Source organism: Amycolatopsis sp. cmx-11-51 (genome assembly GCF_047608665.1).
In the GTDB taxonomy this organism is placed as follows: domain Bacteria; phylum Actinomycetota; class Actinomycetes; order Mycobacteriales; family Pseudonocardiaceae; genus Amycolatopsis.
In genome coordinates this window covers 603,710-622,630 of record NZ_JADNQO010000002.1, presented here as the reverse complement: position 1 = coordinate 622,630, position 18,921 = coordinate 603,710, and the positions used below count along the sequence as shown (strand labels likewise).

Annotated in this window: 18 protein-coding genes; 5 read left to right on the top strand and 13 right to left on the bottom strand. The window is 70.1% G+C overall.

Features of this window, described 5'->3' with window-relative positions; genetic code table 11:
- Nucleotides 1-69 precede the first annotated feature (69 nt).
- From whiA to uvrC, 4 genes are read right to left on the bottom strand one after another with little or no spacing between them, the layout of a single operon-like run.
- Nucleotides 70-1,059 carry a DNA-binding protein WhiA gene (whiA, locus tag ACM6LU_RS11880; protein WP_061980674.1) on the bottom strand — a complete coding sequence of 330 codons (990 nt, stop codon included), beginning with the start codon at nt 1,057-1,059 and terminating at the stop codon, nt 70-72.
- Entirely contained in the window at nt 1,050-2,036 is a 987-nt protein-coding gene (locus tag ACM6LU_RS11875) for a gluconeogenesis factor YvcK family protein (protein ID WP_414937956.1), read from the bottom strand. Before ACM6LU_RS11875 ends, whiA begins: the two co-directional genes overlap by 10 nt.
- A gap of 4 nt (nt 2,037-2,040) precedes the next feature.
- The gene (rapZ, locus tag ACM6LU_RS11870; RefSeq protein ID WP_276371151.1) at nt 2,041-2,898 is read right to left on the bottom strand and encodes an RNase adapter RapZ; all 858 of its coding nucleotides are present in this window, start codon (nt 2,896-2,898) and stop codon (nt 2,041-2,043) included.
- 50 nt (nt 2,899-2,948) lie between these two features.
- The gene (gene uvrC, locus ACM6LU_RS11865; RefSeq protein ID WP_414937676.1) at nt 2,949-4,907 is read right to left on the bottom strand and encodes an excinuclease ABC subunit UvrC; all 1,959 of its coding nucleotides are present in this window, start codon (nt 4,905-4,907) and stop codon (nt 2,949-2,951) included.
- A 239-nt stretch (nt 4,908-5,146) separates the two neighbouring features.
- Here uvrC and ACM6LU_RS11860 point away from each other — a divergent pair, with 239 nt between their 5' ends.
- Together ACM6LU_RS11860 and ACM6LU_RS11855 are read left to right on the top strand one after the other, a co-directional pair.
- Nucleotides 5,147-5,884, top strand: a complete 738-nt coding sequence (locus tag ACM6LU_RS11860; protein ID WP_414937675.1) for a S1 family peptidase — start codon at nt 5,147-5,149, stop codon at nt 5,882-5,884.
- 94 nt (nt 5,885-5,978) lie between these two features.
- On the top strand, nt 5,979-6,758 hold the full coding sequence (locus ACM6LU_RS11855) for an exodeoxyribonuclease III (protein ID WP_414937674.1): 780 nt from the start codon (nt 5,979-5,981) through the stop codon (nt 6,756-6,758).
- 111 nt (nt 6,759-6,869) lie between these two features.
- Here the strand turns inward: ACM6LU_RS11855 and ACM6LU_RS11850 are convergent, their stop codons facing one another.
- From ACM6LU_RS11850 to rpe, 5 genes are all read right to left on the bottom strand, one after another.
- On the bottom strand, nt 6,870-7,313 hold the full coding sequence (locus ACM6LU_RS11850; RefSeq protein ID WP_414937673.1) for a PH domain-containing protein: 444 nt from the start codon (nt 7,311-7,313) through the stop codon (nt 6,870-6,872).
- Nucleotides 7,314-7,330: 17 nt separating this feature from the next.
- A complete protein-coding gene (gene ribH, locus ACM6LU_RS11845) occupies nt 7,331-7,837 on the bottom strand; it encodes a 6,7-dimethyl-8-ribityllumazine synthase (RefSeq protein ID WP_414937672.1) in 507 nt (168 codons plus the stop codon).
- Nucleotides 7,834-9,108, bottom strand: a complete 1,275-nt coding sequence (locus tag ACM6LU_RS11840) for a bifunctional 3,4-dihydroxy-2-butanone-4-phosphate synthase/GTP cyclohydrolase II (protein WP_414937955.1) — start codon at nt 9,106-9,108, stop codon at nt 7,834-7,836. Before ACM6LU_RS11840 ends, ribH begins: the two co-directional genes overlap by 4 nt.
- A gap of 53 nt (nt 9,109-9,161) precedes the next feature.
- Nucleotides 9,162-9,785 carry a riboflavin synthase gene (locus tag ACM6LU_RS11835; protein WP_414937671.1) on the bottom strand — a complete coding sequence of 208 codons (624 nt, stop codon included), beginning with the start codon at nt 9,783-9,785 and terminating at the stop codon, nt 9,162-9,164.
- 113 nt (nt 9,786-9,898) lie between these two features.
- A complete protein-coding gene (rpe, locus tag ACM6LU_RS11830) occupies nt 9,899-10,567 on the bottom strand; it encodes a ribulose-phosphate 3-epimerase (protein ID WP_409492609.1) in 669 nt (222 codons plus the stop codon).
- Between the two features lie 146 nt (nt 10,568-10,713).
- Here rpe and ACM6LU_RS11825 point away from each other — a divergent pair, with 146 nt between their 5' ends.
- From ACM6LU_RS11825 to ACM6LU_RS11815, 3 genes are all read left to right on the top strand, one after another.
- The gene (locus tag ACM6LU_RS11825) at nt 10,714-11,949 is read left to right on the top strand and encodes a sensor histidine kinase (protein WP_414937670.1); all 1,236 of its coding nucleotides are present in this window, start codon (nt 10,714-10,716) and stop codon (nt 11,947-11,949) included.
- Nucleotides 11,946-12,605, top strand: coding sequence for a response regulator (locus ACM6LU_RS11820; protein WP_414937669.1), 660 nt, complete (start codon nt 11,946-11,948; stop codon nt 12,603-12,605). Before ACM6LU_RS11825 ends, ACM6LU_RS11820 begins: the two co-directional genes overlap by 4 nt.
- Nucleotides 12,606-12,744: 139 nt before the next feature.
- Nucleotides 12,745-13,860, top strand: a complete 1,116-nt coding sequence (locus ACM6LU_RS11815; RefSeq protein ID WP_414937668.1) for a serine hydrolase domain-containing protein — start codon at nt 12,745-12,747, stop codon at nt 13,858-13,860.
- Here the strand turns inward: ACM6LU_RS11815 and ACM6LU_RS11810 are convergent.
- From ACM6LU_RS11810 to ggt, 4 genes are all read right to left on the bottom strand, one after another.
- Complete coding sequence (locus tag ACM6LU_RS11810) at nt 13,857-14,357, bottom strand: flavoprotein (RefSeq protein ID WP_414937667.1); 501 nt, start codon at nt 14,355-14,357, stop codon at nt 13,857-13,859. The two genes, ACM6LU_RS11815 and ACM6LU_RS11810, sit on opposite strands and share 4 nt — an antisense overlap.
- Nucleotides 14,354-15,793, bottom strand: coding sequence for an RsmB/NOP family class I SAM-dependent RNA methyltransferase (locus ACM6LU_RS11805; protein ID WP_414937666.1), 1,440 nt, complete (start codon nt 15,791-15,793; stop codon nt 14,354-14,356). The genes ACM6LU_RS11810 and ACM6LU_RS11805 overlap by 4 nt, the downstream gene beginning before the upstream one ends.
- On the bottom strand, nt 15,790-16,716 hold the full coding sequence (fmt, locus tag ACM6LU_RS11800; protein WP_414937665.1) for a methionyl-tRNA formyltransferase: 927 nt from the start codon (nt 16,714-16,716) through the stop codon (nt 15,790-15,792). Before fmt ends, ACM6LU_RS11805 begins: the two co-directional genes overlap by 4 nt.
- A gap of 311 nt (nt 16,717-17,027) precedes the next feature.
- Nucleotides 17,028-18,839, bottom strand: a complete 1,812-nt coding sequence (gene ggt / locus ACM6LU_RS11795) for a gamma-glutamyltransferase (protein ID WP_414937664.1) — start codon at nt 18,837-18,839, stop codon at nt 17,028-17,030.
- Nucleotides 18,840-18,921: the final 82 nt, after the last annotated feature.

The window sequence follows — 18,921 nt, the reverse complement described above, 5'->3', positions numbered from 1 at the left end:
CGCAATTAGTCCTCTAGTTGCGGTCCTTGCGCGCGCAAGGACCGCAACTAGAGGACTAATTGCGGGACCTTAGGCTTCGTCTTCTTCCAGCATGTCCGGGGTCACGGCGGATTCGGTGTCCGGGATGCCCTGTTCCTTCGCCTTCTTGTCGGCCATCGCCAGCAGGCGGCGGATCCGGCCGGCGACGGCGTCCTTGGTCATCTGCGGGTCGGAGAGCTGGCCCAGTTCTTCGAGCGACGCCTGCCGGTTCGACAGCCGCAGTTTGCCCGCGGCGAGCAGGTGGTCCGGGGCGGACTCGCCGAGGATGTCCAGCGCCCGCTCGACCCTGGCCGCCGCCGCGACGGCCGCGCGGGCCGAGCGCCGCAGATTGGCGTCGTCGAAGTTCGCGAGCCGGTTCGCGGTGGCGCGCACCTCGCGGCGCATCCGCCGCTCTTCCCAAGCGAGCACACTCGTGTGGGCGCCGAGGCGGGTCAGCAACGCACCGATGGCGTCGCCGTCACGCACCACGACCCGGTCCGCGCCGCGGACCTCGCGCGACTTCGCCTGGATGCCCATCCGACGGGCCGCGCCGACGAGCGCCAGCGCGGCTTCGGGCCCGGGGCAGGTGACTTCGAGCGACGACGAGCGGCCGGGTTCGGTGAGTGAACCGTGTGCCAGGAACGCGCCGCGCCAGGCGGCTTCCGCGTCGGCGACACCGCCGGACACGACGGCGGCGGGCAGCCCGCGCACCGGACGGCCACGCTGGTCGATCAGGCCAGTTTGCCGGGCAAGGCCCTCGCCGTCCTTGACCACCCGCACGACGTACCGCGTCCCCTTGCGCAGTCCGCTGGACGAGATGACGTGGACATCGGACTGGTGTCCGTACAGTTCGTGGATCTCTTTGCGCAGCCGTCTCGCCACCGAACCGGTGTCGAGTTCGGCCTCCACCACGACGCGGCCGGCCACGATGTGCAGCCCTCCCGCGAATCGCAGCATCGACGCGACCTCCGCGCGGCGCGGGCCGATCTTGGTGATCTCCAGCCGGCTCAGCTCGTCCTTCACGGCGGCGGTCATCGCCATCGCTGCCCCTCCATACCTTCAGCTCCTCCCCCGGTGAGACCGAGAGCGTCCCGCATACAGCTCGCGAGCGCATCAGGATCATGCCGCCCCGTCACGACCGGGTCAGCCACCGCCCCCAGCAACGCCTGCGCGCCGAGTCTCCCGGCCGCCTCCCGCAACCGGGCTGGTGAGGGCACCGAGTCACGGTCCGCGATGACCGCGTCCACCCGCAGTTCCGGGGCGTGTTCGAAGAGTACGTCCAAATGCTTCTCCGGAGAGAATCCCGCCGTCTCCCCCGGTTGGGGGATCAGATTGAGGATGACGACCTTTGTGGCGTCCGTCCGAAGCAGCGCGTCGTGCAGGTCCGGCACCAGCAGATGCGGCAGCACGCTGGTGAACCACGACCCCGGGCCGAGGAACACCACGTCCGCGCCGAGCACGGCTTCGATCGCCTCGGGGCACCCTTGCGGCGGCCGGTCGGCCTGTCCGGTCGGGTGCAGGCTGATCCGGTGCACCTGTCCTGGGGTCGTCGCCACCGCCACCTGACCGCGAATCCGCCGGAGCGCTTCGGGATTCTCGGCGTCCAGCCCCGAAACCTCACCTTGGATTTCCAGCGGTTCGGGTGACATCGGCAGGACCCGGCCGGAGATGCCCATGAGCCTGCTCGCCTCGTCGAGCGCGGCGACCGGATCGCCGAGCACCTCGAACAGCCCGGCCAGCAACAGGTTCCCGACCGCGTGCCCGGCGAGCGCGCCATCGCCGCCGAAGCGGTGCTGGAACACCTCCGCCCACAGGATTCCGCCGTCTTCGGCGGCGAACGCGGCGAACGCCTGCCGCAGGTCGCCCGGCGGCAGCAGCCCGAGTTCCCGGCGCAGCCTGCCGGACGAGCCCCCGTCGTCCGCGACGGTGACCACGGCGGTGACCTGCGAGGTCACCCGGCGCAACGCGGTGAGGGTGGCGTGCAGGCCGTGCCCGCCACCCAGTGCGACCGCGCGCAGCTCGCTACTCGCGGCCAAGGTCGCGGTGCACCACCTTCACGGCCATACCGTCCTCATTGGACAGCCGCTGGGCGAGCTCCTCGGAAATGGCGACACTGCGGTGCTTTCCGCCCGTGCAGCCGACGGCCAGCGTCAGGTACCGCTTGCCCTCGCGCTTGTAGCCCGCGCCGATCAGGCGCAGCAGCTGGTGGTAGCGGTCGAGGAACTCGTCCGCGCCTTCCTGGCTCAGCACGTAGTTGCGGACCTCGCCCTCGAGACCGGTGTGGTCGCGAAGTTCCGGGATCCAGAACGGGTTCGGCAGGAACCGGACGTCCATCACCAGGTCCGCGTCCATCGGCAGGCCGTACTTGTATCCGAACGAGAGCACGGTGACCCGGGTCTGCGTGCCGGCCTCGGAACCGAACGCGTCCTCGATCTTGGCACGCAGGTCGTGCACCGAAAGCGACGACGTGTCGAGCACGAGGTCCGCCTCCTCGCGCAGCGGCTCCAAAAGCGTGCGCTCGGCGGTGATGCCGTCGGCGAGCCTGCCGTCGCCCTGCATCGGGTGCCCGCGGCGGACGGCCTCGAACCGGCGCACCAGCACCGCGTCGGTGGCCTGCAGGAACAGGACGCGCGGCTTGTACCCGCGGGCGTCGAGGTCCTTGATGACCGACGCCAGGTCGTCGGTGAACGCGCGCGAGCGCACGTCCATCACGACCGCGACCTTGGTGATCGCGCCCCGCGCCTGCGCGCCGAGCTCGACCATGGTGGCGATCAGTTCGGGCGGCAGGTTGTCCACCACGAACCAGCCCAGGTCCTCCAGGCATTTCGCGGCGGTACTGCGGCCCGCCCCGGACAGCCCGGAGACGACCGCGACCTCCATTCCGGAACCGCGGCCTTCTTCTTGCGCACTCACGATGGTCCTTTCCCCGATCACGTACTGGACTCCCCCGCCGTCTGTGGCTGCTCCCCTGCGAGCGCCGCGACGACCGCCTCCGCGGTGCGCCTGCCGAAGCCGGGCACCGCCTCGATCTCCTCGATCCTTGCTTCGCGGAGTTTCCGCACCGAGCCGAAATGCTTGATCAGCGCGGTACGCCGAGCCTGCCCCAGTCCGGGCACACCGTCCAATGCGGACACCTGCATCCGCTTGGACCGCTTCTCCCGGTGGTACCGGATGGCGAAGCGGTGCGCCTCGTCGCGGAGCCGCTGCAGCAGATACAGCGCGTCGGAGGTGCGCGGCAGGATCACCGGATCGGGATCGCCCGGCAGCCACACCTCCTCCAGCCGCTTCGCCAGGCCGACCACGGCCAGATCGGTGATGCCGAGTTCCGAGAGCACGTCCGCGGCCGCGGTGGCCTGCGGGCCCGCGCCGTCGACGACGAGCAGGTTCGGCGCGTAGGCGAACTTGCGTGGCTTGCCGGTCTCCGGGTCGATGCCGGGACGGTCCGGGTCGACGGGCGCGTCTTCGGCCGTTTCCTTCAGATAGCGGGAAAAACGGCGGCGGACGACCTCGGCGATCGACGCGACGTCACCTTCCTCCGCGGCCTCGCGCAGCGCGAACCGCCGGTACTCGGACTTGCGCGGGATACCGTCCTCGAACACCACGAGCGACGCGACCACGTCGCTGCCCTGGATATGGCTGATGTCGACGCATTCGATGCGCAGCGGCGCGGTGTCCAGCGCCAGATAGTCCTGCAGTTCCGCGAGCGCGGCCGACCGCGCGGTGAGGTCACCGGCGCGGCGGAGTTTGTGCTGGGTGAACGCCTCGCCGGCGTTGCGTGTCACCGTCTCCGCGAGCGCGCGCTTGTCGCCGCGCTGCGGCACCCGCAGACTCACTCGCGAACCACGCAGCCCGGAAAGCCACTCACCCACCGCTTCGGCGTCGGCGGGCAGTTCCGGGACCAGAACCTCTCGCGGGACCGGTGAGCCGACGTCGGGGTCGTCCGCGCGTTCGGCCTCTTCGCCGTAGAACTGCGTGAGGAAGTGGTCGACCAGGTCCTTGACGTCCATCTCCTCGGCCTTGTCGATCACCCAGCCGCGCTGGCCGCGGACCCGGCCGCCGCGCACGTGGAAGACCTGGACCGCGGCTTCGAGTTCGTCGTGGGCGAAGGCGACGACGTCGGCGTCCGTGCCGTCGCCGAGCACCACGGCCTGCTTCTCCATCGCGCGGCGGAGCGCGCCGAGGTCGTCACGCAGGCGGGCAGCGCGCTCGAACTCCAGCTCTTCGGACGCGGCCGCCATTTCCTGTTCGAGGCGGCGGATCAGCGCGTCGGTGCGGCCGGCGAGGAAGTCACAGAAGTCCTCGACGATCGCGCGGTGCTCGTCGGCGGAGACCTTGCCGACGCACGGCGCGGAGCATTTGCCGATGTAGCCGAGCAGGCAGGGCCTGCCGATCTGGCCGTGCCGTTTGAAGACCCCGGTCGTGCAGGTGCGCGCGGGGAAGACCCGCAGCAGCAGATCGAGCGTCTCGCGGATGGCCCACGCGTGCGCGTACGGCCCGAAGTACCGCACGCCCTTCTTGCGCGCGCCACGGTAGACGTGCAGGCGCGGGAACTCGTCGTTCATCGTGACGGCGAGGACCGGGTAACTCTTGTCGTCGCGGTAACGGACGTTGAACCGCGGGTCGAACTCCTTGATCCAGTTGTACTCGAGCTGGAGCGCCTCGACCTCGGTGCCCACGACGGTCCACTCGACGCTCGCCGCCGTCGTCACCATCTGGCGGGTGCGCGGGTGCAAGCCCGTGATGTCGGCGAAGTACGAGTTCAGCCTGCTTCGGAGACTTTTCGCCTTGCCGACGTAAATGACCCTCTTCGCGGCGTCACGAAATTTGTACACGCCAGGGGCGTCCGGGATGCTCCCCGGCGAAGGACGGTAGGTGGTCGGGTCAGCCACGGTGTCAACCCTATGGGGCAGCACCGACAGTCTTACGAGCCCCCATGCTCTAACACTCGTCCGGGTGGCGACTACCACGATGCGGTCCGTATTTCACTACGCATACCGACCTAAGTCGGATATTCGGCCGGACCCGACGTTCGTTGGTTCCTAGCGAGTGAACCAGGTGATTACTTTCCGTCCCAGTTCCCTTTCACTCGGTTCTTCGTCCTCATGACGCTCGAAAGGACTCCTGCACCGTGAGCCGTCTTCGTACGCTGGGCGCCGCCACCCTCGCCGCCGCAGCCCTCACCATGACCGCTGGAGCGGTCGCCTCCGCGGGCACCCCCACCGGTGTCCAGCCGAACATCGTGGGCGGCGGCACCGCCCCCACCGTGAGCTGGGGTGCCCAGGTCTATGTCAACACCCCGGGTCGCCAGTGGGACGGCTTCAACTGCTCCGGCAGTGTCATCGCCCAGCGCTGGGTCCTGACCGCCAAGCACTGCCTCGACTCCGACGGCAGCGGCATGCGGGTCCGCGTCGGCAGCAACGCGCTGCAGGGCGGCCGCGTGATCGCCGTCGACCGCAAGGTGTCCTCGCCGAACGGCGCCGACGTCTCGCTGCTGCACCTGGCCTCCGACGCCGGTGTCACGCCGATCCGTCTGGCCAGCTCGAACCCGTCGGTCGGCTCGACCAACCAGCTCTACGGCTGGGGCCGTGAGACCCCGACCGGCCCGCCCGCCTCGGCGCTGAAGGTGGCCGACGTCCGCGTCACCGGTAGCTCGCGCGACGCCTACGGCGGCCCGGCCATCCAGAGCGTCGGCATCAACGGTTCGGCCTGGAAGGGCGATTCGGGCGGCCCCCAGGTCTCCAACGGCGTCCAGGTCGGCGTCGCTTCGACCGTGCAGAACCAGAGCGGCTCGAACACCCGCGGCACCAACAACTACGGCAGCGTCGCTTCGGCCCGCTCCTGGATCCGCACGACCACCGGGGTCTGACCTCACGCCCCGGTGGGGCCCCTCCGAGACGCGACCCGTCTCGGAGGGGCCCTTTCGCGTGATCGTGTCGGTGCGGTGTGGGACGCTCGCGGGCATGCGGATCGCGACCTGGAACGTGAACTCGATCGGGCCCCGGCTGCCGAGGGTGGTGGACTGGCTCGGTTCGGTGCAGCCGGACGTGCTGTGCCTGCAGGAACTCAAATGTGGCACGGACGCCTTCCCGTTCGACGCCGTGCGGGAGGCGGGCTACGAGACGGCCGCGTACGGCATCGGGCGCTGGAACGGCGTCGCCATCGTGTCGCGCGTCGGCTTGGAGGACGTGACGCGCGGGCTGACCGGCGAGCCCACCTTCGAGGACAAGACCGACGCGCGGGCCATCGGCGCCACCTGCGGCGGGGTGCGGCTGTGGTCGGTGTACGTGCCCAATGGACGGGAGCTGGAGAACCCGCACTACGGCTACAAGCTCGCTTGGCTCTCGGCATTGGAGGCGACGGTGCGCGAGGAGCAGGCGCGCGGATTACCGTTCGCGGTACTCGGCGACTTCAACATCGCGCCGACCGACGCGGACGTCTGGGACGTCGGCGTGTTCGCCGAATCGACGCACGTGACCGAGCCGGAGCGGAAGGCGCTCGCGGCGCTGCGCGACCTCGGGCTGTCCGACGTGTTCCCGCGCCCGCTGAAGTACGACCACCCGTTCACGTACTGGGACTACCGGGCCGGCAACTTCCCGAACAACAAGGGAATGCGGATCGACCTCGTGTACGCGGACGCGGCGGTGGCGGGCGGGGTGACGGATTCCTATGTGGACCGTGACGCGCGGAAGGGGAAGGGGCCCTCGGACCACGCGCCGATCGTGGTGGACTTCACGCTTTAGGTCGTGGGTCGTGCGCCAGGGCGTTCCAGGTCCGTGAAGGCCTCCTTGAGGGACCCTGGGTCCCTCAAGGAGGCCTTCACGGACTTCAGATCTGTTGGGACGCAATGAACGTCAGCCGTTCCAAGCCGCCTTGTGCAGCCGCCGCAGCGCCCGCACCGCGTTCACCGCCCGCTCCCGGTCCACCGCCTGCACGGCCATGACCGAGTAGTACTCGTTGTCCGGTAGTTCCAGCCGCGCCCACGAGGCACCGTCGGGGAAACTCACCGAAAGCACCTCGCTCCACGCGAACTTCTTGGTCATCAGCACGTTCCGGACCTCGATGCCGTCGGCGTCGGCCTTCACGCGCGCCGTCGCGAACAGCATCGTGCCCGCCGCGAGCAGGATCCCGATGCCGATCATCGCCGCCTGGTCGGACGGCTGGAAGATCACGCCGGTGTCCGAGCCTCGCAGCAGCACCGCGACGACCACGAAGGTCGCCAGCAGGAACACCGCCAGGACGGAGCACATCACCAGGGTGCGACGAGGCCGCACCACCATGACCTCGGACTCTGTCATCACATCCGCCTCGACGCTCACACGAAGCCCCGCTCGGTCCACGGCTGGCGCAGGTTCCGTAGCGCGTGCGCGGCGTCCAGTGCGGCGACGGTCGCTTCGTAGCCCTTGTCTTCGATGGAGCCCGGCAGGCCGGACCGGTCGAGGGCCTGCTGTTCGGTGTCGCAGGTGAGCACACCGTTGCCGACCGGGGTGCTCTCGTCGAGCGCCACCCTGGTCAGGCCCGCGGTGACCGCGTCACAGACGTACTCGAAGTGCGGAGTCCCGCCCCGGATGACCACGCCCAGTGCGACGACCGCGTCGTGCGTGCGGGCCAGCGCCTGCGCGGCGACGGGCAGTTCGACGGCGCCCGCGACACGCACGACCGTCGGCTCCTCCTCCAGGTCGGCCACCTTGGCCGCCTCGAGGGCACGGTCCAGCAGGGCGCTGGTGATCTTCGTGTGCCAGCGGGTGGCCACGATCCCGAGCCGGATGTTCTTACAGTCGGACAGGTCGAGTTCGACGTCCGGACGGCCCTCGCCACTCACCGCGTGCCACCTCCGTTGCCCTGGTCGACTTCGGCGCCGACCTGGTCGAAATGCTCCAGCTGGGACAGGTCGTGCCCCATCCGGTCCCGTTTGGTCTTGAGGTAGCGCAGGTTCTCCGGGTTCGGCGAGATCGGCAGCGACACCCGGCCGGTGACCCGCAGGCCGTAGCCCTCCAGCCCGACTCTCTTGGCCGGGTTGTTCGTCAGCAGCCGCATCGAGCGGATGCCCAGGTCGCACAGGATCTGCGCGCCGGTGCCGTAGTCGCGCGCGTCGGCGGGGACGCCGAGCTGCAGGTTCGCGTCGACGGTGTCCGCGCCGGCGTCCTGCAGCTGGTAGGCCTGCAGTTTGTGGAGCAGCCCGATGCCCCGGCCCTCGTGACCGCGGATGTAGAGCACGACACCGCGGCCTTCCTTGGCGACGGCTTCGAGCGCGGCCTCCAGCTGCGGGCCGCAGTCGCAGCGCAGCGAGCCGAAGACGTCGCCGGTGAGGCATTCCGAGTGCACGCGCACCAGGATGTCCTCGCCGTCGCCGATCTCGCCGTAGACGAACGCGATGTGCTCGATGCCGTCGAGCAGGCTGTCGTAGCCGACCGCGCGGAACGTGCCCGCCGAAAGCGGGATACGGGCCTCGGCGACCCGCTCGACCTGCTTCTCGATGCGACGCCGGTAAGCGATCAGGTCGGCGATGGTGATCATCTTGAGATCGTGGTCCGCGGCGAAGACCTCCAGTTCGTCGCGGCGGGCCATGTCGCCCTCGTCCTTCTGCGACACGATCTCGCAGAGCACGCCGGACGGCGAAAGCCCGGCCAGCCGGGCCAGGTCGACGGAGGCTTCGGTGTGCCCGGGACGCCGCAGGACGCCGCCCTCCTTGGCACGCAGCGGGACCACGTGGCCGGGACGCCGGAAGTCCGACGCCGTGGACGCCGGGTCCGCGAGCAGCCGGACGGTGTGCGACCGGTCCGCCGCGGAGATGCCGGTGCTGATGCCCCCGGCGGCGTCGACCGTGACGCTGTACGCGGTACCGCGCTGGTCCTGGTTCGTGTGATACATCGGCGGCAGATCTAGCCGGTCCGCCTCGGCCTCGGTCAGCGCCACGCAGACGTAACCCGAGGTGTAGCGCACCATGAAGGCCATCAGTTCGGGCGTGGCTTTCTCCGCCGCGAAGATCAGGTCGCCTTCGTTCTCACGGTCCTCGTCGTCGACCACGACGACCGGGCGGCCCGCCTTGATGTCGGCGATCGCCGCCTCGATGGCTTCGGCGTTCACGGCCACCCCGCCTCCAAAGGGGGTCAGATCCGCCGACCCCGGAATCGCACTCGTCCCACTCACGCCCGCTCCTCCGTACCGCCATTGTCCCCCTGCGTGCGCAGATGCGGCATGGTCAGCTTCTCGACATACTTGGCGACCACGTCGACCTCGAGATTCACCAGGTCGCCCGGTTGGTTCCGGCCGAGGGTGGTCAGTTCGAGAGTGGTCGGGATCAAGGCGACGGCGAACTCCTCGTCGGTCACCGAAGCGACCGTGAGGGAGATGCCGTCGACGGCGATCGACCCCTTCTCGACCACGTACCTGGCCAGTTTGCCCGGCAGGGCGAACGAGGTGAGGCCGTGGGAGTCCCGCTTGAGGAAGACGCCGGTGCCGTCCACGTGGCCCTGCATGATGTGCCCGCCGAGCCTGCCGCCCGCCGGCGTCGCGCGTTCGAGGTTGACGACGTCGCCGACGTTCACCTTCGCGAGGCTGGAGCGCTGCAGGGTTTCGTGCACGACATCGACGCTAAACTCACCGCCCGCCACCGCGACCACGGTGAGGCACACGCCACTCACCGCGATGGAGTCGCCGTGACCGGCGTCGCTGGTCACCAGCGGCCCCCGTACGGTCAGCCGCGCGGCGTTCGGGACCTGCTCGACCGCGGTGACCTCGCCGAGTTCCTCGACAATGCCGGTGAACACTCCTGCTGCCCTCCTCCTCCGGTAGCACCGTCGCTGGAAACGGTGCTTCCCCCATCCAACACCCATCGGGACCGATTCCTTCTCCTGACCCGATGGCGGCTCAAGAGCCGGGATCAGCCGCGGACGCGGGCCGCCTGCTCGCGCAGCGCCGCGACCGCCTTACCAGGGTCTTCGGCGCCGTAGACGGCGGAACCGGCGACGAAGCAGTCCACACCGGCCTCGGCGGCCCGCTCGATGGTGTCGGCGTTGATCCCGCCGTCGATCTCGACGACGAGCTTGAGGTGACCGGTGTCGACCAGGCGCCGCGCGGTGCGCACCTTGTCGAGGACACCCTCGATGAACGACTGGCCGCCGAAGCCGGGCTCGACCGACATCACCAGCAGCGTGTCGTAGTGCTTGAGGGTGTCGAGGTGGTCTTCGATCGGGGTGTTCGGCTTGATCGACAGACCAGCCTTCGCCCCGGCGGCACGGAGGTTCTTCGCCAGCGCGACAGGGTCGTGCGCCGCCTCGACGTGCACGGTGACGTTGTAGGCACCCGCCTCGGCATACCCGATGGCCCACTTGTCGGGGTTCTCGATCATCAGGTGGCAATCGATCGGGACGTCGGTGGCCTTGATCAGCGACTGCACGACGGGCAGGCCGAGGGTCAGGTTCGGGACGAAGTGCGCGTCCATGACGTCGACGTGGACCCAGTCCGCGCGAGTGTCCCCCTCCCCCGCGACGGCGCGGATCTCGTCGCCGAGCCGGGCGAAGTCCGCGGAGAGGATACTGGGTGCGATCAAAGGTCGGTGAGCCACGCGCCCGAGTGTAGGAGGACGGGGCTAACGCCCGCTAACCGGCTGTGACCGGCGCCGGTGCTCTTGAGGATGACGTGAAATGGCACCGCAGTGGGAGGTGCGCGCACGCGTGGCCGAATAGCGTTCCCGGCATGGTCAACCCCCTCAGAACTCTGGCGCGGATCGGCAGTTACCGCAGTGTGCCGTTCGGTCTCCTCGGCATGGCGATGACGGCGATCCCGTTCCCGATCGCGCTCATCCCCGCCGTCCTCATCCCGGGCGACGTGAAGGCGAAGATGGTCTACGGCATGCTCGCGATGGGCCTGCTGGTCGGGCTCGCCGGGCTGCCTGGGCCGATGCGGCGGGTCGGCGTCTGGTTCTCGAACCAGATGCTGGGCACCCGGATCGCCGCGCCTCCTGCCGGTACGAAGATCGCCTGGGCGGAACGCTGGCGCTCGGCGGGATGGCTGCTCGTGCACACCGGACTCGGCTGGGTGCTGTTCGGCCTCGGCTGCTTCTTGATGATCGGCTTCGTGTTCGCCGTGGTGTGGGCGGGAGGCGGCGGCAGTCCCATCGAGTTCTTCGGGGAACGGGTGACGATCGAAGCCGGCACCGCCGGGCTGTGGACGCTGCCGATCGCGCTGATCACCCTGGTCGTCATCGCGTACGTCTTCGCCGGTTTCACCAAGCTCTTCCAGTACAGCGCGGTCGCGCTGCTGGGGCCGTCCGCCGCCGAACGCGTCGCCGCGGCCGAGGTCCGGGCGAACCACTTCGAGCACCGCAACCGGCTGGCCCGCGAACTGCACGACTCCATCGGGCACACGCTGACGACGTCGACCATCCAGGCCGCCGCGGCCGCCGAACTGGTCGATTCCGAACCGCAACTGGTGCGCGAGGCACTGGGCACCATCGAGGAATCGTCCAGGGCGGCGCTCGAAGACCTCGACCACGTGCTGGGACTGCTCCGCGACGACCGGTCGTCCCGCGAGCCCGAACGACGGCTCATCGAGGCCGCGACGCTGGCCGAACGGGCGCGATCCGGTGGCGCGGTGATCGACTACGAGCTGACCGGCCCGGCCGCCGAACTGCCCGCGACCCTTTCGCGGGAGGCGTACCGGATCGTCCAAGAGGGACTGACGAACGCGTTGCGGCACGCGCATCCCGGGCCGGTGACCGTCCGGGTCGCGGTGCTGGCGGACGCGCTGCGGATCGAGATCGTGAACCCGCTCATGGAGATGGCCACCACGTCGGATCGGGGTGGCAACGGGCTGCCGGGGCTGACCGAACGCGTCGAGGCACTGCGTGGTGAGCTCATCGCGGGACCCGCCATCGACGGCGCACCGCTGTGGCGGCTGGTGACCACGATCCCGCTACGGTCGCGATCATGACACTGCGCGTCCTGATCGTCGACGACGAACCGTTGCTGCGCGCCGGATTACGCTCGCTGCTGGAAACCCAGCCCGATCTGTCCGTGGTCGGCGAGGCGGGCGACGGCGGGGAGGTGGTGGACCTGGTGCGGCGGACGAACCCCGCGGTGGTCCTGATGGACGTCCGGATGCCCGGTGTGGACGGGATCGAGGCGACCCGGCGGGTACTGGCCGAAATCGCCGACCCGCCCAAGGTCCTCGTGATCACGACGTTCGACAACGACGACTACGTCTACGACGCGCTTCTCGCCGGCGCGAGCGGGTTCCTGTTGAAGCGGGCGCGCAAGGAGGAGTTCGCGCACGCCATCCGGACCATCGCCGCCGGGGAGACGCTGCTCTTCCCCGACGCCATCCGGCGGCTGGTCACCGCGCGCCCGGCGGCGTCGGGCCTCGCGCCCCGGCCGTCCTCGCTGACGAAACGGGAGACCGAGGTGCTGCGGCTCATCGCCACCGGGATGTCCAATGTGGACATAGCGGCCGATCTGGTCATCAGTCTCGAAACCGTCAAAACCCATGTGGGCAACATCTTCGGGAAACTGGGCGCGACCAACCGCAGCCAGGCGGTGGTATTCGCTTATGAGAGCGGGATCGTCGCGCCGGGTCACAGCCTGCGCTAGCGGACGGCCGTTGTTCCGCTCGCGTTCCTCCGGAAATCCCCCGCCGAACACACGCGTGTTGGGGGGTGGGGCAGGCCCCCGTTGCGAGTGAGGGCCTGCCTCATGGTCGTGCGGTACCGGTTTCCCTAATGTGGGATCCATGCGGAAAACCCTGCCAGGTAAGAAGATCGTCGCCATCGGCTCACTGATCGCGCTGCTGGCCACCACCACCGCCGCACCGGCGCTCGCCGTGAGCAAACCGCACGACGAAGTCGACAAGGCGCTGAAAACGCTGGTGCGGGACGGTGTCCCCGGCGTGCAGGCGACGGTGACGACCGTGTCCGGGCGGACGTGGTCGGAACGCGAAGGGGTCGGGAACATCGAAACCCGGGCACCGTTCCCCCGCGGCGCGAAGTTCCGGGCGGCCAGTGTCACCAAAACGTTCGTCGCCGTTGTGGTGCTGCAACTGGTCGCCGAAGGAAAGGTCCGGCTGGACACGCCGATCGACCGGTACCTGCCCGGTCTCGTGCGCGGGAACGGCAACGACGGCACCAAGATCACCGTCCGGCAGTTGCTCCAGCACACCAGCGGGCTCTACAACTACGTCCGCGACCTCGACATCGACGAGTGGCGGCATCGCGGGGCCGAACCCGAAGAACTGGTGGCGATCGGGCTCGCGCATCCGCCGGAGTTCGAGCCGGGCGCGAAGTGGGCGTACTCCAACACGAACTACATCATCGCCGGGATGCTCATCGAGAAGCTCACCGGCCGTTCCGTCGCCACCGAGATCCAGTCCAGGATCGCGCGGCCGCTGGGCCTGCGCGACACCTATCTGCCGCCGCGGGGCGACGAAGGCCTGCCGTCACCGCACCCCCGGGGCTACGCGCCGGGACCGGTCGACTTCACCGAATTCGATCCGTCGGCGGCCGGGTCCTCCGGTGGACTGATTTCGACCGGCGAGGACCTGAACCGCTTCTACGGCGCCGCCACCGACGGACGCCTCCTGCCGCGTGCCCAGCAGGCGGAGTTGCAGCGGACCGTCCCCGCGGACCTCGGCGTTCCCGGCGCCGCCTACGGGCTCGGGATCGCGTCCGTCCCGTTGTCGTGTGGCGGCACCTTCTGGGGCCACGGCGGCAACATCGTCGGCTTCGCGAACCTTTCGGGAGCGGTCCCGCACGGGAGGCGGGTGAACGTCGTCGCCAACATGGACCCACTGCCGGACGGGGCGTCGGCGCATCTCGCGGCCGCGATCGACACCGGTTTCTGCGCCCGTTAAGGAAGCAGGTCCAAGACGGTCGTCCACGGCTCCGCCGGAGTGAGCCTCACAGTGGTGACACCCGCGGAGGCGAGCGTGTCGAGATGCCGCCGCCACGCCGGATGGTGCACCCGCGTGTCCTGGATCTGATAGCCGAGGACGATCGTGCTGCCCGGCGCGCCGAGGACGTCGCCGAGCAGGGTCAGCGCCTGGTTGTCGGCGATACCCAGCGCCAATTTCGCCACGGAGTTCGCGGACGCGGGCGCGAACAGAAACACCGTGGGATCCGGATGCGGCCGGGGTTCGCCCGGCAGCCGGGAGGTACTGCGGACCGGCAGCTCGGTGACCTTCTCCAGATCACCGATCCCGCCGGTCTTCTCCAGCCAGCGGGCCGCGGTCGGGGTCAGCGTGATCGCGAGCTCCCAGCCGCGGTCCGCGGCCGGTTGCGCGAGCTGCGTGGCGAACCGGGTGTCCAGTCCGCCGCACGAGCTCGCGACCAGGCCGAGGACCCTGTTCACCCGGCTGAGTCCGGCTTCCGCAGCACGGCGCAGAACATCGCGTCCGTGCCGTGGCGGTGCGGCCACAGCTGGACGTACGGGCCGTCGCCGAGCTGCGGGACGCCGGGGAAGAAGTCCCGTGCGTCGACGATCTCGGCGCCGGCGCGGCGCGCGGTCTCCCCCACGACGCCTTCGGTCTCGGCCAGGTGCGGCGAGCAGACTACGTAGGCGACGATGCCGCCGGGGCGCGCCAGGTCCAGCGCCGCGGTGATCAGCTGGCCCTGCAGTTTCGTCAGATCCGAGATGTCGCTGGGCTGACGGCGCCAGCGCGCCTCCGGGCGGCGCCGCAGCGAGCCGAGACCGCTGCACGGCGCGTCGACCAGGACGCGGTCGTAGCCCGGTTCGAGGTCGGTCTCGCGGCCGTCGGCGACGTGGATGGTCACCGGAAGCCCCTGGACGGCGTTCTCGATCAGTTTCGCGCGGTGCGGGGTCTTCTCGACGGCGTCGACGGTCGCGCCGCTGATCACCGCGAGTGCGCCCAGCAGTGCGGCCTTGCCACCAGGGCCGGCGCACAGGTCCAGCCAGCGCTCGTCGGAGCCGGTGAGCGGGACCTTGGTGACGGCGACGGCGCACAGCTGGCTGCCCTCGTCCTGCACCGCGGCCAGCTTTTCCCTGATCGGCTCGATGTCGCCGGGGTCACCGGAGCCCGCGGGCATCCGGACGCCGTAGGGCGAGTACGGGGCCTCGTCGCCGCCGGTGATGGCGGCCAGCTCGTCGGCGCTGATCTCGCCGGGGCGGGCGACCAGGTGCACGTCGGGGCGGTCGTCGTCGGCCTCGAGGGCCGCCTTCAGCTCGGCACCCTTGTCCCCCAGTGCTTCCGCGAACGACCGCGCGACCCAGCGGGGGTGCGCCGTCCGCAGGGCGTAGGCGCCGATCGGGTCGACAGCCTCGTCCGGGGCCAGTTCGTTCAGCCAGGTCTCTTCGTCCTTTTCGGACACCGAGCGCAGCACCGCGTTGACGAAACCCGCGATCCAGGAACCGACTTCGGCGCGGACGAGGTCCACAGTGGACCCGACGGCGGCGTGCTCGGGGATGCGGGTGCGCAGCAGCTGGTACGCGCCGAGGCGCAGGCCGTCCAGCACCACGGCGTCGACCTTGGCGAGCGAGCGGTCGACGAGGCAGGCCTCGATGACGGCGTCCAGCATGCCGACCGCGCGGCAGGTGCCGTAGGTCAGTTCGGTGGCCAGCGCCGCGTCACGGCCGGAGATCCGGCGGTTGCGCAGCAGTTGCGGCAGCACCAAGTTCGCGTAGGCGTCGTCTTCCCGGACGGCGCGCAGCACGTCGAAGGCGACCTGGCGGGCCGGATCGATCTGCGGCGGGCGGCTGGGCCCTTCCTTACGCGGGCCCGGACGGCCTCGTTCCGGCCTCGACGGCCGGCGTTCCCTACGCTCGTTCACTGCAGGCGCTCTCCTTGTTCGATCCTCGTACCGCGCGCCCAGTCGGTGGCCGCCATCCGCTTCTTCCCCTGCGCCTGCACTTCGCCCAGTCGCACCGGTTTCGACGCCGTGCCGACCAGGACCCGCTTGCGTTCCACGACCAGTTCGCCCGGCGGGGGCCCCGGCTCGTCGACGACCGTCACCGAGCCGAGCTTCAGCCGCTCGCCCCGGAACTCCGCCCAAGCGCCCGGTTCCGGGCTGACGGCGCGGATCTGCCGGTCGACCGCGGCGGCCGGGTCGGCGAACGACACGCGCGCGTCCTCGACGGTCACCTTGGGCGCGTAGCTCACGCCGTCGCTGGACTGCTCGACCGCGCGCAGCGTTCCGTCGGCGATTCCGTCCATCGTGGACACGAGCAGCTTCGCCCCGGACTCCGACAACCGGCCCAAGGTTTCACCCGCGGTGTCGGTGGCGGCGATCCGCTCGGTGATCACGCCGTAGACCGGGCCGGCGTCGAGTTCCTTGACGATGCGGAACGTCGAGGCGCCGGTGATCTCGTCCCCGGCGCGGAGCGCGGCCTGGACCGGCGCGGCGCCGCGCCACGCGGGCAGCAGCGAGAAGTGCAGGTTGACCCAGCCATGCTTCGGGATGTCCAGCGCGGCCTGGGGCAGGAGCGCCCCGTACGCGACGACAGGGCACACGTCGGGGGCGATCTCCGCGAGCCGGGCGAGGAAGGCGGGGTCACTCGCCTTGGGGGGAGTCAGCACCTCGATCCCGTGCTCGTCGGCGAGCGCGCCGATCGGGGACCGGACGACACGGCGGCCACGGCCCGCCTGCGCGTCCGGACGGGTCACGACGGCGACGACCTCGTGCCGCTCGGACGCGAGGAGCGCGCGCAGCGACGGGACGGCGGGTTCTGGGGTACCGGCGAAGACCAGGCGCATCAACGCACCTCCACCGGGGGGACGGGTACCTCTGACTGGGCGAACATCGCCGCTCAGTCTAGAAGGGCCCCGTTCACCCGGCGCGCTCGCTGTCCCTCTGCCCTCCGCCGCGGGTGACCGAGCGCGTCCAAGGCGGCGACCACCCGGTCCGTGAAGGCCTCCTTGAGGGACCCAGAGTCCCTTAAGGAGGCCTTCACGGACCGGATACCGCCGCGTGAGCTGAAGGGGACTTTCCCCCCGTCTCGAGCGGCGAAGGGCGCTTTCCCCGCATCGTATGCGGGGAAAGTCCCCTTCAGCCCTCGCCTTGGGAGCTACCGGTGCGGCCAGGGCAGCACGACGGCCGCCGAGCCGCCACCCCGACGGGTCGGTTCGGCGGCCGCGAGCCACCGCCCGTCCCGCAGCCGTTCGACGCCGGTCGCGGCGCCGATCTCCGCGGGCGCCGTCGAGAAGCCCTGCTGCTTGGCCTTCAGAATCCGAAGCACGTCGTCCTGGTCGAGGAACGACTGCTCGACCTGCGCGGCCGCCGAGTTCCGCTGCGAGGCACGCGGTTCGGCGATCGCGTCGACCAGTTTCAGGCCCCTGTCGATGCGGCCGGTGAGGATCTGCAGCACCGTCGTGATGATCGACGCGCCACCGGGCGAGCCGACCGCGAGCAGCGGCTTGCCGTGGTCGAGCACGATGGTCGGCGCCATCGACGAACGCGGCCGCTTGGCCGGGCCCGGCAGGTTCGGGTCGGGCACGCCCGGCGTCACCGGGGTGAAGGAGAAGTCGGTCAGTTCGTTGTTGAGCAGGAACCCGCGGCCCGGCACGACGATCCCGCTGCCGCCCTCCTGCTCGATGGTCAGCGTGTAGGCGACGACGTTGCCCCACCGGTCTGCGACCGTGAGATGCGTGGTGTTCTCGCCCTCGTACGGCGTCGGCGCGGAGTTCGTCCCCGCGGCGCACGGCACCGGCTTGCGCGGGTCGGCCGGCGCGACCGGGCTCACCCCGGCCCGCGCGGGGTTGATCAGGCACGCGCGACTGTCGGCGAACTTCTGGCTGATCAGTTCCTTCGCCGGGACGTCGACGAAGGCGGGGTCACCGATCCACCGGTTGCGGTCGGCGAAGGCGTACCGGGTCGACTCCAGGAAGTAGTGCAGGTAGTCGGCCTTCTCCAGCTTGCTCAGCTTCTTGTTCTCGAGGATGTTCAGCGCCTCGCCGACGGTCAGCCCACCGGACGACGGCGCGGGCATGCCGTAGACGTCGAGGCCGCGGTACTCCGTCTTGGTCGGGTTCCGCTCCACCACGCGGTATTTGGCGAGGTCGGCCGCGGTCATGTCACCGGGTCGCACGTTCAGCGTCGAGGCGGGGTCGACCGGCGGCTTCCGCACGGTGTTCACCACGTCCGCGCCGATCGGTCCCCGGTAGAGCGCGTCGGTGCCCTTCGCGGCGAGTTGAGCGTACGTGCCGGCGAGGTCCGGGTTCTTGAACGTCGTGCCGACCGCGGGCGGCGCCCCGCCTGGCAGGTACAGCGACCGCGTCGACGGGAACGCGGAGAAGCGGGCAGCGTTGTTGGCGATCTGGGTGTTGAAGGTCTGGTCGACGGTAAAGCCCCCGCGCGCGAGCTCTTCCGCGGGCCTGACCGCCTTCGCCAGCGACTTGGTCCCCCACTTGCGGAGCGCTTCCTGCCAGGTGGCGGGCGTGCCGGGGACACCGACGCTGAGCCCGCTGGTGACGGCTTCGGCGAACGGGATCGCCTTGCCGTTCTCGACGAGAAGGCTCTCGTTCGCGCTGGACGGCGCGGTCTCGCGGCCGTCGAGGGTGTGCACCTTGCCGGTGCGCGCGTCGTAGTAGACGAAGAAACCGCCACCGCCGACACCGGCGGAGAACGGGTCGGTGACACCCAGCGCGGCGGCCGTCGCGACGGCCGCGTCGACGGCGTTGCCGCCCTCGCGCAGGATCCTCGTGCCGATCGCGGTCGCGTCCACGTCGATGCTCGAGACGGCACCCAGGTAGCCGACGGCGACCGGGGATTTGCGTGTCGGTGGTGCCGCTGAGGCGGTACCCGGCGCGGCGGCGCCGACCAGAGCGGCGATCGCGGTGACTGCGGTGATGCGTCCCAGAGTGCTCCTGTGCGCGGCCATGGCGCGAGTCTGCCCCGCCTGTCCACCCCGGACAAGACCCGTCCAGACCTGCGAAGGTCGGTAGTGCGGCCCTGCCGGGATG